The following is a 14,830-nucleotide window of genomic DNA, read 5'->3' as shown; positions in this document are numbered from 1 at the left end:
CTAATCACTGCCACGCAATGAATGTATTGCTGGGCGATTGATGTACTGTCGTAGCGGCCAATAACATGCAAAAAGTGACAACAATGTTATAGACAATACCGTAGACAAAAACATTGGCAATAAATCAACATTGACATAAGCCGACAATGCTTCTTTGTAACCGATATATACCCCTAACATAACCACTAAGCTAGAAGCTACGCCTAGCACAATCACCCAAGCATTCTCTTTAACAATCAGGCCTATCAAATCTTTGCGTTTGGCACCAATTGCCATACGCGTACCCAACTCAAACCTACGCATTTGTGTGCCGTAGCTTAAGATGCCATACAAACCCACACTGGCTAAAAACAAGGTAATTATCGCCAGTACTGATGTAGTGGTTGCAGTGGTATATTGCGTAAATAACCGTCTCTGCTTTTGGTCTTCTAAGGTAACCAACTCAAATAACGCATATAAACTGCTCACATCACTAATAGCCGCTACTATTTGTTCACGACTCACACTTTGCTGATCCCGCAGTTTCATAGTCATTTGCGTCGTGCTTAAAGATGATGGCGTATAAACACGCATTGGGATCTCAGTTTGAGCGGGCATTTTTACACCTTTGACAATACCGATAATGGTAAAAGGTTCATCACTTGGATTAGAGGAAATCTGGAAGCCTAATGCACTACCATCAGGATTAAGTCGCTTGGCAAACACATCGTTGACTATCATTACCCGTGCGCGGTCTTTGACATCAGCTTCACTAAAATAATCACCCTCTAGTAGTTCTTGGTTAATCATTTGAAAGAAGTTATGACTTGCACCTTTACTTTCGGGTGTGAAGTTTTCACTTGAAGCAACCGCTGTTAAGGCCCATAAACCAAAACCGTCCAAAACAGAAGCTGATTGGGAAATACTCTCTACTGCCGGTAATTCTAATAGTTTTTTCTTGAGTTCGGTCATAGTGGCTGCAACTTCTTCCGCAGGGGGAAACTCTGGCGCTGAAACTGACAAACTAAAATGCTGCATATTCTCGACACTGTAACCTGTGGGTTGGTTGATAGTACTTACCGCCTCTTTAAACAAGGTGATGTTTGCAAAAACCAATACGGTTGCGATAGCCACTTGGCTCACAATCAAAGCTTGTCTAAACCGCTTAGAAACCTGCACCCCCGTGCCTTTACCACTGGCTTGAAGCATAGAGTTTAATGCACGGTAATTGATCATCTTGCTACTAAGAAATGCGAATAAAAGTGCGAATGCAAGTGCCAGGATTATCGAAGCAAAAAAAGTAATATAATTCACCCCGAGTTCATTAATGCGGGGTAATTCAGATGCTAGGTTGGCTTTTAAAATAGAGAACCCCAAAGACGCGACCACTAGCGCAACCAATAACGAAAGCGCCATCAACAATCCAGACTCAGCCAGTAAGCCACGAAACAGGTGGGATTTTTTTTGCGCCAAGCGCGGCATAAATAGCTAATTGTCTTTGTTGCTCGGCCGTACGCGACATAAACAAATTGGCGATATTAGCAAACGCAATTAATACCAATCCAAACACACCAGCTAACAATTTGTATACGGTATTTTGGCTGTCGCCCACAATAGCAGTTTGCAGTGATTCAAGCTCCACATTAACAGACCAACCACTAAAGAAGGGGATTGAGGCTACATTCTCCACCCAAGTGTCACTCACTAAGGGGGTGAGGATTTGTTCTGCTTGCGCTGCGGTCAAGCTCTCTTTGAGTTTACCCACAAAGGTCAACGCACCGCTGATATTACCCCAGCGCTCTTTCATACGTACATCAAGGTTGTAATCCCAAGGAAACCACATCCCGACATCACGCCCCGTTTGCTTAATTTGCGGCTCAACAAAATTTTCACCCAGCACCCCAATGACGCGAAAACTCACACCACTAAAAGACACTTTTTTATCAAGCATATCAGTAGCAGATGCAAATTCGTCTTGCCAAGTTTTGTAACTAATGACGGCGACAGGATTAAAAGTATCTAAGGCCTCAGTCTCTTCAAAAGAACGGCCCATCTGCATTTTTGCACCCAAGAGTGCAAACCACTCTGGCGTAACATAACCTGTACTTAGGGTCGGTTGGCTTGGCAAAGACGTGAGGACATCTTCACCATATTGGATCAGTGCGGTTTTATCAAACACCTGTTGATTTTTGTATAGGTGGATTAGGCCTGGATAGGTAAATGCGGTGGCATTTGTTTCCCCGGATTTATCTCCGATGGCATGATTTACTTTATATAGTTTTTCTTGCTCAGGATAAGGCAAGGGTTCAACAATCAATAAATAACCTAAGGTTAATATACAAAGCAAAGCCCCCAAAGTTGTGCCCATAGTAATTACAACAGTAGATACAAAGCCCACTTTTTTCTTGAGGCTCATCCATGCTTGTTTTTGTTGGTAAAGAAGCTGGCTCATACCGCCTCCTGCAACTCTGGAGTAGTTAAAATTGAACCATCTAATAATTTAAGCTGAATGTTGGCCATATCTGCATAACGTGGATCATGAGTCACCATACAAATGGTGGTGCCACACTCGTTGAGTTTTTCCAGTACGTCCATCACTTGATCGCCACTTTTAGAGTCCAAGTTACCTGTTGGCTCATCCACCAGCAAAATGGCAGGATTAGCAACCAAGGCACGAGCAATGGCGATACGTTGTTGTTGCCCACCAGAAAGTTGATTGGGTTTGTGGCTAGTACGGTGACTCATATCGACTAATTCTAGGCATTCATGAACACGGTCCGAGATCTCTTTTTCACTAGGCACTTTGGTTTTGTAACGCAACGGCAAGGCCACATTGTCGAATACTGATAATTCATCAATCAAGTTAAATGACTGGAAGATAAAACCAATTTTGCTGTTACGGATTTCTGCAGCTTCATCAAGGGACAAATCGGTCACGTTTGTGCCTTCGATAAAATATTCGCCGCCTGAAGGCATATCCAACAAGCCTAAAATAGACAACAAAGTCGACTTACCACAACCAGAAGGGCCTGAAATAGACACATAGTCTCCTGAATTGATGGTGATATTGATATTCTTTAAGGCGTGAGTTTCAAGCTCATCTGTTTCAAAAACCTTAGAGATGTTTTTCATTTGAATTTTAATATCGCTCATAAGTGTTTTCCTTTAATTCTCTTTATGTTGATTAATTGGGATCTAATTAATGTTGATGGTTTGACTGGTCTGTTGAATATTCGACAAGTCTGAAATAATGAATTGTTCGCCTACCGATGCACCTGACAAAATTTGCATAAATTGTCCTGCTTGCACCCCAAAACGTATGTCTTGTGAGCTGGCATTATCTTGGCCATTTAATCGATATAGTGAAGCGCTAGCATCTGACTTAGCACCTGCTGGGCGTTTGATGTACACCACATTTTTCAAAGTGTCAGCAATAATTACACCATCAACACTAAGTTGTGGTCTGGCACTAGCGGGTAATGAGGCAGGCAAGGCGATTTCAATTTCCACTGTATTGTTATCAACAACAGGGTCGATACGGCTGACAACACCTTCAATCTTGTCACGGCGGGTGTCAATGATAGCCATTTTACCAACAGTAATTAGCTGTGCTTGACTTTGCGGTACGCGGATCAACGCAATCAGATCAGTCACGCTGCCTATTAAGGCGACTTCTTGACCCGCTGCTAGGCTTTGCCCAAGCTCGACTGATAAACGTTGTAAAACTCCATCAAAACCAGCTCTGACGGTCAACTTATCCAAGCGAGATTCGGCGATATTTAAGCGGCCTTGTTGCTGTTTGACCCGTTCAAGTTGGATATTAACCGACTCGTCATGAACCAATTTAAGCTGATCGATACGTTGCTTTAAAATAGCAATACGTTGTTTGAGTTGTTTTTCATCTAAGGCAGACTGTTGAAATGTCAGTTGCGACACTATGCCTTGCTTAACCAACTTTTCTTCGGCAGAACGTTTTAGAGCAGCGGTATCAAAACGTGCGGTAATTTCAGCTAAATTTGCCGACTCATTGAGAATTTCACGCTGATTATTGAGTTTCAATTGACGCAAATTGGCCTGCACTTGGATCAATTCCTGTGCAGCGTTTTCAACTTGCAAAACTAATTCTGGATTTTCCAAACGCACAATCACACTATTAGCACTCACATGTGCGCCTGGCTTGAGCACAATTTCCATCACTGTAGCGGCTGAAAACGAGGTGATCAGTTGTTGTTTATCTGACGTTAAGGTGCCGTAGCCCTCAATAATCACTTCTAAGTCACCTTGCTGAACCGACTCAATCAACAAGCTTTCTCTATCAACTGACACGGCGCCATTTTTGCCAACCGCAAAATAAATCAGCACCCCAATCACAACAATCAAACCCAGCAACATATTGCCTTTAGTGGGTTTAAACGAAGATGTTTTTTTGGTTTTTACTACGTCCATTTTATTCACAACTCGATTATTTTCGGCTTTAATAACCTAGCTATTACAAGAGTTGTGCCAAACAATAAAACTCATATTATTCATAAACTTAAGGTTTTAAATGAACAAATTGAAAAGCTAACAGTCCGATATCGGACTGATTTAGTCCGAAAACGCAATCGCTAGGTTGCAGTACAGCCAACCAGCTAAGGTGTGAAATGTTTGATTATTTATTTTAGAAAAGCGCTTAGGCGGGGTTAATTGAAAAGAGCCTAACTAGAGAAGTTAGGCGTGTGTTAACGGCAAGGTTATAGTCACTGTCATACCCTTTTGTGTTCTTGGATTATTCTTAATCTCGATGGAACCACCATGCTGTTCAATAATATTACGACAGAAAGTGAGACCTATGCCCTGCCCTTGTTGTTTTGTGGTAAATAACGGCACAAAGAGATTGTCGGTATTGGCTAAACCATGACCGTTATCAACCACCTTAATCAAGGATTGTTGAGCTTTTTCTTTAATGTCAATTTTGACTTCTGTGGCTTGCGCTTCGAAAGCATTCTTTAATAGATTGATAAAAACTTGTTCAATAAAGGTGGGATCTGCCCATAACCACTGGGCCTTACTGGTAAACGTCAGATTGTTTTGCGAAAACAAAGCCTTGAGCCGCTCTGCAAATATAGCGATATTAATTTGTTGTAAGTCCAAGGCCAGAGTTTGTGACAAAGAAGAGTATCGATTTACAAAGTCCTGTAAATGATGGCAACGCTCTGAAATCACCGCTAAAGCTTGTTGTTCTCTAGCTGAGACAGATTTACTGGCGAGGCTTTCAGCCAAAGAAGACACTGGCGTCAGCGAGTTTCGGATTTCATGACCCATAACACGAATGATTTGTTGCCATGCATTCAGTTGGCTGGCGCGAATGGCCGAGTCAATATTGGTAAATACCAGTAGTTGATGACGTTCGCCGCTATCAATAAACTCACTTTGACTAACATGCCACTGCTGATCTTTACTGGGTAAATGCCAGCCTTTGTCGGTATAAATTAACCCTAGCAATTTAGGCGAAGCGAGGCGGTACATTTGCCAAGGTTGTCCAAACAAGGTCGAAAATGCGGCATTTGCGTAGCTGAGTTTTTGCTTTTGGTTAAACACCAACATAGGTGTGTCGAGTTGATCAATCAGTTGATATAACAGTAAAGCATGTTGATCATATTGTGATTTATGGGTCTGCATTTGTTCACTGAGCATGGTCAGCTCATTGTGAAAGTGTGCCGTTACCCCTTCTTTAAATTCAGACTTTGCATATTGATTATAGTCTTCCACTTTTACCGCTTCGATATGTAAAAGGGCACGGTCGAAGGAAGAAATCACCTTATGTTTAAAACGCATAATCGCGATTAATAAAAACAAAGCAACTACTACTAAGGTCAAACCTATATTCCACGCCTGCCAATCTGCGGCAACTAAAATCCAGCATATTGCCAATAAAAGCAACACAGCAAAACACGCCAAAACACTAAAAATGTAGGCGCTTAAGCTTTTACTTTTGAAGATCGGCATATTTTTCTAATCTGCGATAAAGTGACGATTTGGTTAGACCTAACAACTTGGCTGCCTTAGGTACATGTTGGTTAACAAGATTAAGTGCCTGGGTGATAAGTTGTTTTTCAGCACTTTCTAGGGTCATCATAGGTAAATTGCCACTGGACGAAGTGAGATCTTGACTAGGTCTAATATTAAGATCTCTTACAGACAAGATGTCATCTCTACACAGTAAAACAGCTCTTTCCATCAGATGACTCAACTCACGAATATTGCCTGGCCAGTGATAGTCTTTCAAAGCAGCACAGGCCTCGGAGCTGAGGTTAATAGGCGATTTTGCATACTTCCTACAATACAACCCAATAAAGTGTTCAGCTAAAGGGACTATGTCTAAAGTGCGCTCTTTTAGAGATGGCACTCTAAATTCGATGGTGTTGATCCGATAAAATAAATCTTCTCGAAATAATTCTTTTTCAATCAACTCTTTAAAGTTGCCGTTGGTCGCGCTAATCATACGTATAGAGGTGAACTGAGTTTGGCTAGAGCCTAACACCTCGTATTCACCGGTTTCTAATACACGAAGTAATTTTGCTTGTTGTGATAAGGGAATATTGGCAATTTCATCCAAAAACAAAGTACCATTTTTGGCTAGTTCAAAACGGCCGATACGGCTAGATTTAGCATCTGTGAACGCGCCTTTAATGTGCCCAAACATTTCACTTTCAAATAGAGACTCTGAAATAGCGCCCATGTTTACCGCTATAAATGGCCCACTATTAACTTGTGATTGTGCATGAATGTAACCCGCCAATTGGCTTTTACCTGTGCCGTTATCGCCGGTAAGTAATATTGCGACATTAGCACTGGCGACACTATTAATTTGCTGCATCAACTCATGCATACATGGCGAAAGCCATTGATAATCACCTTTTTCTATCTCGGTATTATCTAATCGTTGCTGCAGTTTTTGATTTTGTTTTTTAAGTCCACTCACCTTGATTTGTTGCGCCACTACTTGCAAAAAACGCTGATTTTTCCAAGGCTTTTCTAGAAAGTCCCCGGCCCCCAACTGCATGGCTTTGACGGCTAGCTCAACGTTAGACCAAGCGGTCATGGCGATGGCGGGAATACCTAAATCCGCTTTATTTAACCAAGCCAACAATTCCAAACCTTCTTCACCAGAAGTGGTATCCCGGGAATAATTCATATCAAGCAACACCAAATCAATCTGATGTAATTTGATCAGCTCTTTGGCCATAACCGGACTTTCAGCTTCAACGACTTGATAGTGATTGTCTTCAAGTACAAAACGCGCACTGATACGTACATCAGCTCGGTCGTCAACCACTAACACATTGAGTTTACTTGAACTTACTTCAGGCATCTGTCGACCTTTTATCTAAACGTTACGGCATAGTGAGTAAATCATACAGATGTCCACGGATAAACATAAGGCTTAGTGCTTTAGACTAATCTGTTAGTTTTCTTTAAAAAACAATCCAAAAGCAGTGTTATGGCTTCTACTGCGTAGACTTAACACTAATATTGTCAGAAACAATGCTAGAAACTCAGTAGTCGCAGCTGCGTACCATATACCCCATTCAGAAAAGAAAAATGGCAGGATAAAAATCAAAGGCAAAGAAAAGGCATAGGTCTTCATAATCCCCAAAATACCCGCCCGCTTAGCATCACCAATCGCCTGAAAAAACATACTAACCATCATCTGTGGCCCAACAAGAAAAAGGGCTAAGGTAGTAAAAGGTAAAATTCGTACTACTTCTTTAATTACAACCTGATCGCTTACAAACAAGGCACCTAAATCCTTTCTAAAAATAAAGGCAATCAACTGCAAAGAGACACAGTAAATAAAGGAAATAGATAATGCGATTTTGATACTAACATTCACTCGCCCAAATTCTTTTGCACCAAAGTTATTACCAACAATAGCTTGAAAAGCCATGCTCAGCCCTAACAAGGGCAAAAATATGAATGTCATTAGTCGAGTAATAATGCCGTAGGCACCCACAGTGGTAATATAATTTTCGGCATCCCAAGTTTGCAAACTATATAAAATGGCCCCTGACGATAAGGCTAAACCTATATAATTTAGACTAGACGGCGCACCTAATGACAAGAAAGTTAACCAATGTTGCCGTGATCTAGAAAATCGAACAACCTGCAGTCCAAGATCGCTCTTGTTATACTTACGATAGAAAAAGATAATCACCAGCGAGATACCTTGAGCCATTACAGTTCCATAAGCCGAACCTTCCACTCCCCAATTCAAACCCACAATCAGCAAATAATTAAACAGCCCATTTAAGAACACTGAAAGTAGAGAAATGAATGCCATAAAGGCAACTTGGCCTTCACAGCGCAAGCTGTCACCGTTTATGGTTAAAATAAACATTAAGGGAGAAAAGAACACCAAAATAGAAATGTAGCTATAGCTCATATTCGCAATCAGACTTGAGCCATTACTAACCGATGTAACTAAAGCATTGCCACCAAGAATAAACAAGGCAATCAAAAAGCAGCACACCACTAACGACAAACTTATCGCTTGAGAGAAAATTTCTACTGATTTAGTGCGATCACCCGCCCCTAAATGTCTCGCCATCAAACTAGCAAAACCGTTGGAGACTAATGTAGAAAGAGCAACAATCATTATAAATGCAGGAAACATCGAGGTAACGGCTGTTAATGCGTCCGCTCCCACAAAAACCCCAAGAAAATAAGCATCTACCAGTGAAAATGAGCCGTTTACCAACATAATCAAAATGATCGGCGCAGCCGTTTTAAAAAAAACTAAAGGTAAAGGAGCATTTAGGAAAGAATTGCTTTTAGGTGAGTCTGTCATGCAGACATCACCCCACTATGTAAATCTGATATCTCCATAAATTTGCTCATGACAAAGTCTTTAATGTCGGCTGGCCAAGATTTAATAGCCGCCTCAAAACTCACTTTACTATTGCGGTATAAAGCACGGCTTGCCTCTTCAAAGCCAGGGTCATCCCCTAAAAATGCCAGCATAAATTTATCTAATTGCTGTTGTTTGCCACATATAACATCTTCAGTTGAAGCATTTTTTTGGGCCTCATCAACTAATCGTCTTAATGCCGACGAAGCCCCGCCTTTTTGAGTAGATAACCACTCCCAGTGACGAGGTAAAAGTGTTACCTCTTTTGCTTTAACCCCAAGTTTTGGTCGGCCGCGTTTGCTACTTTGAGAGTTATCAGTAGACGCATTTGCTAACACTGTTGCTCCATCACCGTACCAACTAAAGTCAATCCTCCTGCAAGTCTCCACCTCAAACACCATAGGTTCGATATTGCTATTAAAGACCTTTACTTGATGAATAATATCTTCAAGAGAACCTCGAGAGATTATCTCTTTATGATAAATGGCTAAATATTGAGTGTTCATCACATCTTCTTATCGTCTAAAAATTAACACAGACATATTACCCGGGTAAAAATAAAATAACAATAACCCCATGGTAAAATTATTTATTTGGGATATAAATGCTAATTCTCTTGCAGGAAAGGAGACAGAAATATGCTGGGTGACGCCAGAAGTTCACAAAAATAAGCGTTCCAAAGCTAATTTGTGTCATTTTTAGGCATTTATGTCGAAAAAGACAATTAATATAAAAGCACAAATGGGGTAAGGTAAAGCTAGTCACGTTAATCAATATTTCAATTTGTCAATAATCTAAAGGAAACGCAATGGATCATCTCAGCGGCTTAGATGCGGCCTTTTTACACTTGGAATCACCAGAAACACCTATGCATGTTGGCGGCCTGAGCATAATGGAGCTTCCTGCCGATTATTCAGGTGACTTTATGGAAGATGTGCGAACCCATATTCAAAACCGCATGCACATGGCACCCATTTTTCAGCGTAAGCTCATCAATATGCCATTTGATATCGCCAACCCCATTTGGGTGATGGATGAGGCTCTGGATATTGATTATCACATTCGACACGTGATTGTGCCGCCCCCAGCAACACGAGCGACAGTTGATAAACTCGTCGCACGATTACATTCAAGCTTGCTTGATCGCAGTCGCCCTTTATGGGAAATGCACATACTCGACGGATTACCCGTACCCGCAGATTTACCAGAGGGCACCCGTTATGTAGGACTCTATTCTAAAATGCATCACGCAGCGCTCGATGGTATGGGCGGCCAAGTATTAATGGAAGCCATAATGGATGTGTCGGCAGTGCCTCGCGCCGCAAAAAAACGCTTGCGCCGCAGAGAATCTGCTAGAGCTGACAACTATGGCATTGCCGAATTAACAGTGTCAGGGGTAATGCACAACGTTAGCCAATCTATAAAACTAACTAAAAACTTACCGAAACTAACACTCAAAGCTTTTGACATGTTCAAACCGGCCAAAAATCCTGACGGTCACAATGTCGAAAAAATGAACTGGCTTGCGCCCAAAACACCGCTCAACGCTGCCATCACTAATCAACGCAGCTTTGCGCGCTTTTCTATTCCTTACGCCGATAGTAAAAAAATCGCCAAACTCAATAATGTCAGTCTTAATGATGTTGTAATGGCCATCTCAGCAGAAGGCATGCTCCGCTATTTTAAAGATGAAGGCTTTTTCCCTGACGCCCCTTTGTTGGCGGCTATTCCAGTTAGTGTACGTCCTGAAGGCAATACTGAGCTGAGTAACCAAGTGTCCATAGCCCGAATGAGTCTTGCGACAACCATCAAAGATCCACTGGAGCGGCTCCAAGCAATCAATGCCTCATCCTCACATACGAAATCATTGATGTCTGGGGTAAAAGCCATAATGCCCACCGACTTCCCCTCAATCGGTGCTCCATGGCTAATGAGTAGTTTAGCTTCAACACTAACCAGGACTAGAGTTGTAAACGCTGTACCCCCCTTTGCTAACGTCCTTATCTCTAACGTTCCCGGTCCTAACATTACCCTGTACTTTGCAGGTGCCAAACAGATCAGCACCTTCCCAGTTTCTATCCCTTATCACGGTATGGGGCTGAATATTACCTTGCAGAGTTACAATGGCTGGCTCGACTTTGGTTTAATCTCATGTCAAAAACTAATGCCCGATATACATGAATTAGCGCAACATATGACAGATGCCCACAAGGAACTGCTCGCCCTCAGCGAAAGCGCTCATCCTGGAACCACTGAAAAAGTGACTGAAAAGGTACCTGAGAATGTAACTGAAATAGTAGCTAAAAAAGCACCTAAAACAGCGACGAAAACAGCAACTAACAAAAACTAAAACAAAGCAGTGATTTCTGGATAGAAGTCACTGCTTTCAGAGATTTTAACGGTATTGGATGAGCAATCTAGCGTCTATTTGTCTTGATTATCTTCTCGTTGCGATCCTTGCCCATCATCCTCTTTGATTTCTGCCTTAAGTATTGCTGCTCCATCACTAGGATGATTGGATATAATATGCAGATCTCGTTGCGGGAAAGGTATTGAAATATCATGTTCAGCCAATGCTTGATTGATGGTTGTATTTATTGCATGGGTCAAAGGAAGACGATTTTCAGGACGACTTACAAAGGCACGAATTTCAAAATTGAGGGAGCTGTCACCATGCTCCAAAAAGAATACTTGTGGAGCAGGCTGTTGAAGTACATCACTTTTATTTTCAACAACTTGCATAAGCAAATCACGAACTTGCTGGATGTCAGATCCATAAGCGACACCGATTTTAACTACTATACGCGTCACCGAATCATGGAGTGTCCAGTTTGTCACATTTTCGGTGATGATAGATTTATTCGGTAACAACACCTCACGATTGTCGAAATCCTTTATAGTAGTGGCGCGTATTTTAATATTGCTGACTGTACCGCTCAAATTACCAATAGTAACAAAGTCGCCTACCCGTATCGGACGCTCAAATAAAATGATCAGCCCAGAAACAAAATTCGCTACAATCTCTTGTAAACCAAAGCCCAGACCAACACCCAGTGCAGCGATAATCCATTGCAGTTTTGACCAATCGATGCCGAGCTGCGAAAACCCAATGACGATGCCCGTTCCTACCAGTAGATAACCTAAAATAGACATAGTTGCATAACGAGCGCCGTAGTCCATTTCGAATCGTTCAAAAAATCCAATTTCCATCACACCACGGATATTCTTAGCCGCAATCACGCCGCCAATTACAAATCCCAATGACAAAATAATATTCCATAGGGTAACACCGCTGGACAACTCAACCCCGTCGACTACCTTAACTTGCTGCCATAGTACAATGTCATCAACAATCCCCAATGCAGGTAATAAAGGTTTCCAAACCAACCAAAGACCAGCCAAAAACAACAATGCAGTTACCCACAACATAATAGAACGACTTTGACGCATCACCTCTTTCTCATCAATTCTCTTTTCTTCGAATTTTTCAGGGCCCGCTTCACCACTGGCTTCCATTGAAGTTTGATTTTGTTTCTCTTTGGCCTGAATGGCTTCTACTTTAGCTTTTTTGACCATGTATCGACGAAAAGTCACCAGAAAAACCCTTAACATGATCCCGTACACAACAGCAGCGAATACTAATAAAATTCCAGATAAGAATAGTTTTGACTGCAACTCTACTGCGGTATCAAAAAAACCAAACAAGGGTAATAACCCTATTGCTAATAGTGCCAACACCACAATAGGGAACAACAGTAAAGTAATTGGACTGGCGGGGGTTTCACCAACAATACTGGTGGCAACGCCATTTTTAGGTTGGAAGAACAAATAACTAAAAAGTGCGATACCGATAGAAGCGACAATAAAAGCAATAATTGCGATGCCATATCGCAGCTCAGTATTACCACTTGCGATAGCGCTGGCAAAAATAAAAGTGGTAATAGATTGCAACCAAACAAACCAAGTTAACATTTTTCGCAACTTTTCACGGGCGAGATCACTCCACCCAAAATGTTCTTCAAACACGCCACCCTTGCGGCACATAGAACGGAAAAATAGTAGCGCCAAACTTAAGGTCGAAACAGAAGCAAGTCCAGCAGCTATAGCGATGGAAAAACTGGCTGGTTGTGATCCTTTAAAAATCATTCCGGCAATAGTAAATAAACAAATTGGCAGGGGTAATGCCAGAATGAAGGTGTAAATAAGTGCTAAAGGAGTAGTGAAGTAGGTATCTTGGTCAACCTTGCCTATACGATCGATCAAAGTCCATAAACTGCGCTTAATTACGCTCCTTAAAGCTAAAATCAGTAACGGAAAGATTAACAATATCAGTGGCAAAATTGGCGCTGCCTTTGCGCCTTTAAACATATCATTCAATAACGTCCACCAAGCTCTTGGCGACGCATACCACTCAACACTTTCTCTTAAGTTGATAGCTAAGTTGCCAGCCCTGCCCGAATTTGACGGTAGCCAAATTAAACGTCTTTCCAATAGCTCTCTTAAATCCGAACTGGCTGTCAAAAGTTGATTGATGATTAATTTTTCTTCAATGATCCTATCAGATTGAGAGTTAGACACTTCAATCAAATCAGCTAATAAAACTCGTCGAGACTCGACCAATTGTTGGGCTTTTTCGAGCTTTTGTGGACTAAATCGCGGTTCATCAACATTGTCTAATTCGACCGGTTGATTTTTTATATTGGGATCTTTCTCTATTAGAAAACGCTCTGCTGTAGCAGGTATATCCACCATGTCACGCAATCTTTCTTGCCATAAAATCACATCTAGCTGTTGGCGAACTACATCTTCTTCTATTGTCGCTTTGCGTTGCTCAATCATCGATTTGCTAGGTAGTCCAGCGCGTAATTTACGTAGTAGCTCTCCTAACTCATCAGTTACTCGGCCGGTAGCCAACACCCGCTCTACTGTTTCTGAAGAATGTTTAACCTCTAGTAGTTGCCTGCGTAAAGCTCCCATGTCTACCTCATTTTGGGATGAGCTTTGTTGCATGCGCTCTAATAGATTTGCAAATGACAGGTTTTCTCGAGCAATGGATGCAAGCACAGGTTGCTGTTCCAATTGATTTAAAGTTTCACTACTTTGTTTAACGGTTTTTTGTATTTGATTACTGCGACTTTGTGCCAAAAAAGATTGCAACTCTATGATTAACTTTTCACCAAATTCGGTTTGCACGCTAAGTAGGATCAATTCTGCGTCAACTAAAGATTGCCGTGCTGGAATAGTGGAAATTTCACGTTCAAGCATATTAATTGTGGCCGAAATTTTCTCGGAAGCGGCCTGTTTTTTTAGATAGTTTGTTTGATCAATAAGGCTTAGATTGGCATCTGATTGATTGGCTAGCGCGTCATCGATAGTAGTTTGATCTGTGCGGGCAACGCTTAACTGCTTAGCTATATCATTGGCTCGTAAGCTAAGGTCAGTTTGCTGATTTTGTTTTTTGCCAAGGGCAGACAATTGACTGTTTTGTGCAGAAATAGCTAGCAGAAGCTGATTTTCTAGTTTTTCAGCAGATAGACTTTTATCTATCCGCACTGACTTTTTACCAACTTGCTGAGTCTTTTTCTGAATTTCAATGATTCTTTGTGATGCTGTTGTGGCTTGCTGTTCGTAACTATCTGCTAAATTGCGCTGTTCCTTAGCTATAGCTAGCATATTTTCGGCGTCTTTAAGGTTAGTTAGTCCTTGCTTTTTTTGCTCTTCTGAAAGATCGGTGTTTTGCTCTAAACGCTCAGAGAATTGATTAATTCCGTTTTCTAGGTTTGATTGTTGGGCTATTGCTTGAGGTACGAGCTGACATAAACAAATACACATCAGCACAACAAAACCCAAGTTAACCAGACTATATCTTGATCTTTCTTGCATCGTAAAAACTACTCCAGAAACGCTATTATTTATATAGTCATCTAGGACGCCTAAATGATCTCAATTGTTTATAAGAAG

The 14,830-nt window shown here is 41.4% G+C and carries 10 protein-coding genes; 1 reads left to right on the top strand and 9 read right to left on the bottom strand.

All coding sequences use genetic code 11. The annotated features are described in order from the left end of the window. The 8 genes from GARC_RS27460 to GARC_RS20645 all read right to left on the bottom strand — a co-directional run bounded on the left by GARC_RS27460 (window position 1) and on the right by GARC_RS20645 (window position 9,375). Window positions 1-1,461, bottom strand: coding sequence for an ABC transporter permease (locus GARC_RS27460; RefSeq protein ID WP_226989256.1), 1,461 nt, complete (start codon window positions 1,459-1,461; stop codon window positions 1-3). Then, entirely contained in the window at window positions 1,409-2,431 is a 1,023-nt protein-coding gene (locus GARC_RS27455; RefSeq protein ID WP_039990176.1) for an ABC transporter permease, read from the bottom strand. The genes GARC_RS27460 and GARC_RS27455 overlap by 53 nt, the downstream gene beginning before the upstream one ends. Next, complete coding sequence (locus GARC_RS20670) at window positions 2,428-3,132, bottom strand: ABC transporter ATP-binding protein (protein WP_007624000.1); 705 nt, start codon at window positions 3,130-3,132, stop codon at window positions 2,428-2,430. The genes GARC_RS27455 and GARC_RS20670 overlap by 4 nt, the downstream gene beginning before the upstream one ends. Window positions 3,133-3,174: 42 nt before the next feature. After that, the gene (locus GARC_RS20665) at window positions 3,175-4,425 is read right to left on the bottom strand and encodes an efflux RND transporter periplasmic adaptor subunit (protein WP_007623998.1); all 1,251 of its coding nucleotides are present in this window, start codon (window positions 4,423-4,425) and stop codon (window positions 3,175-3,177) included. Between the two features lie 264 nt (window positions 4,426-4,689). After that, window positions 4,690-5,967 carry a sensor histidine kinase gene (locus GARC_RS20660; protein ID WP_007623996.1) on the bottom strand — a complete coding sequence of 426 codons (1,278 nt, stop codon included), beginning with the start codon at window positions 5,965-5,967 and terminating at the stop codon, window positions 4,690-4,692. Next, on the bottom strand, window positions 5,948-7,333 hold the full coding sequence (locus GARC_RS20655) for a sigma-54-dependent transcriptional regulator (RefSeq protein WP_007623994.1): 1,386 nt from the start codon (window positions 7,331-7,333) through the stop codon (window positions 5,948-5,950). The genes GARC_RS20660 and GARC_RS20655 overlap by 20 nt, the downstream gene beginning before the upstream one ends. 93 nt (window positions 7,334-7,426) lie before the next feature. Continuing rightward, window positions 7,427-8,809, bottom strand: a complete 1,383-nt coding sequence (locus GARC_RS20650) for an MATE family efflux transporter (protein WP_007623991.1) — start codon at window positions 8,807-8,809, stop codon at window positions 7,427-7,429. Then, window positions 8,806-9,375, bottom strand: a complete 570-nt coding sequence (locus tag GARC_RS20645; RefSeq protein ID WP_007623989.1) for a DUF2239 family protein — start codon at window positions 9,373-9,375, stop codon at window positions 8,806-8,808. The genes GARC_RS20650 and GARC_RS20645 overlap by 4 nt, the downstream gene beginning before the upstream one ends. Window positions 9,376-9,677: 302 nt before the next feature. On the opposite strand from GARC_RS20645, the gene GARC_RS20640 reads away from it, so the two are divergent. Next, a complete protein-coding gene (locus tag GARC_RS20640) occupies window positions 9,678-11,219 on the top strand; it encodes a WS/DGAT/MGAT family O-acyltransferase (RefSeq protein ID WP_007623987.1) in 1,542 nt (513 codons plus the stop codon). A gap of 74 nt (window positions 11,220-11,293) precedes the next feature. On the opposite strand, the gene GARC_RS20635 is transcribed toward GARC_RS20640, so the two are convergent. Next, complete coding sequence (locus GARC_RS20635) at window positions 11,294-14,752, bottom strand: mechanosensitive ion channel domain-containing protein (protein WP_007623985.1); 3,459 nt, start codon at window positions 14,750-14,752, stop codon at window positions 11,294-11,296. Between the last annotated feature and the right edge of the window lie 78 nt (window positions 14,753-14,830).

This window comes from Paraglaciecola arctica BSs20135 (assembly GCF_000314995.1).
Taxonomy (GTDB): Bacteria; Pseudomonadota; Gammaproteobacteria; order Enterobacterales; family Alteromonadaceae; genus Paraglaciecola; species Paraglaciecola arctica.
This window is presented reverse-complemented; position numbering and strand designations above follow the sequence as displayed.

Bases quoted from the DNA above. Each gene is read 5' to 3' on its own strand.
- GARC_RS27460 (WP_226989256.1), bottom strand. From the start codon at position 1,461: ATGCCGCGCTTGGCGCAAAAAAAATCCCACCTGTTTCGTGGCTTACTG.
- GARC_RS27455 (WP_039990176.1), bottom strand. From the start codon at position 2,431: ATGAGCCAGCTTCTTTACCAACAAAAACAAGCATGGATGAGCCTCAAG.
- GARC_RS20670 (WP_007624000.1), bottom strand. From the start codon at position 3,132: ATGAGCGATATTAAAATTCAAATGAAAAACATCTCTAAGGTTTTTGAA.
- GARC_RS20665 (WP_007623998.1), bottom strand. From the start codon at position 4,425: ATGGACGTAGTAAAAACCAAAAAAACATCTTCGTTTAAACCCACTAAA.
- GARC_RS20660 (WP_007623996.1), bottom strand. From the start codon at position 5,967: ATGCCGATCTTCAAAAGTAAAAGCTTAAGCGCCTACATTTTTAGTGTT.
- GARC_RS20655 (WP_007623994.1), bottom strand. From the start codon at position 7,333: ATGCCTGAAGTAAGTTCAAGTAAACTCAATGTGTTAGTGGTTGACGAC.
- GARC_RS20650 (WP_007623991.1), bottom strand. From the start codon at position 8,809: ATGACAGACTCACCTAAAAGCAATTCTTTCCTAAATGCTCCTTTACCT.
- GARC_RS20645 (WP_007623989.1), bottom strand. From the start codon at position 9,375: ATGAACACTCAATATTTAGCCATTTATCATAAAGAGATAATCTCTCGA.
- GARC_RS20640 (WP_007623987.1), top strand. From the start codon at position 9,678: ATGGATCATCTCAGCGGCTTAGATGCGGCCTTTTTACACTTGGAATCA.
- GARC_RS20635 (WP_007623985.1), bottom strand. From the start codon at position 14,752: ATGCAAGAAAGATCAAGATATAGTCTGGTTAACTTGGGTTTTGTTGTG.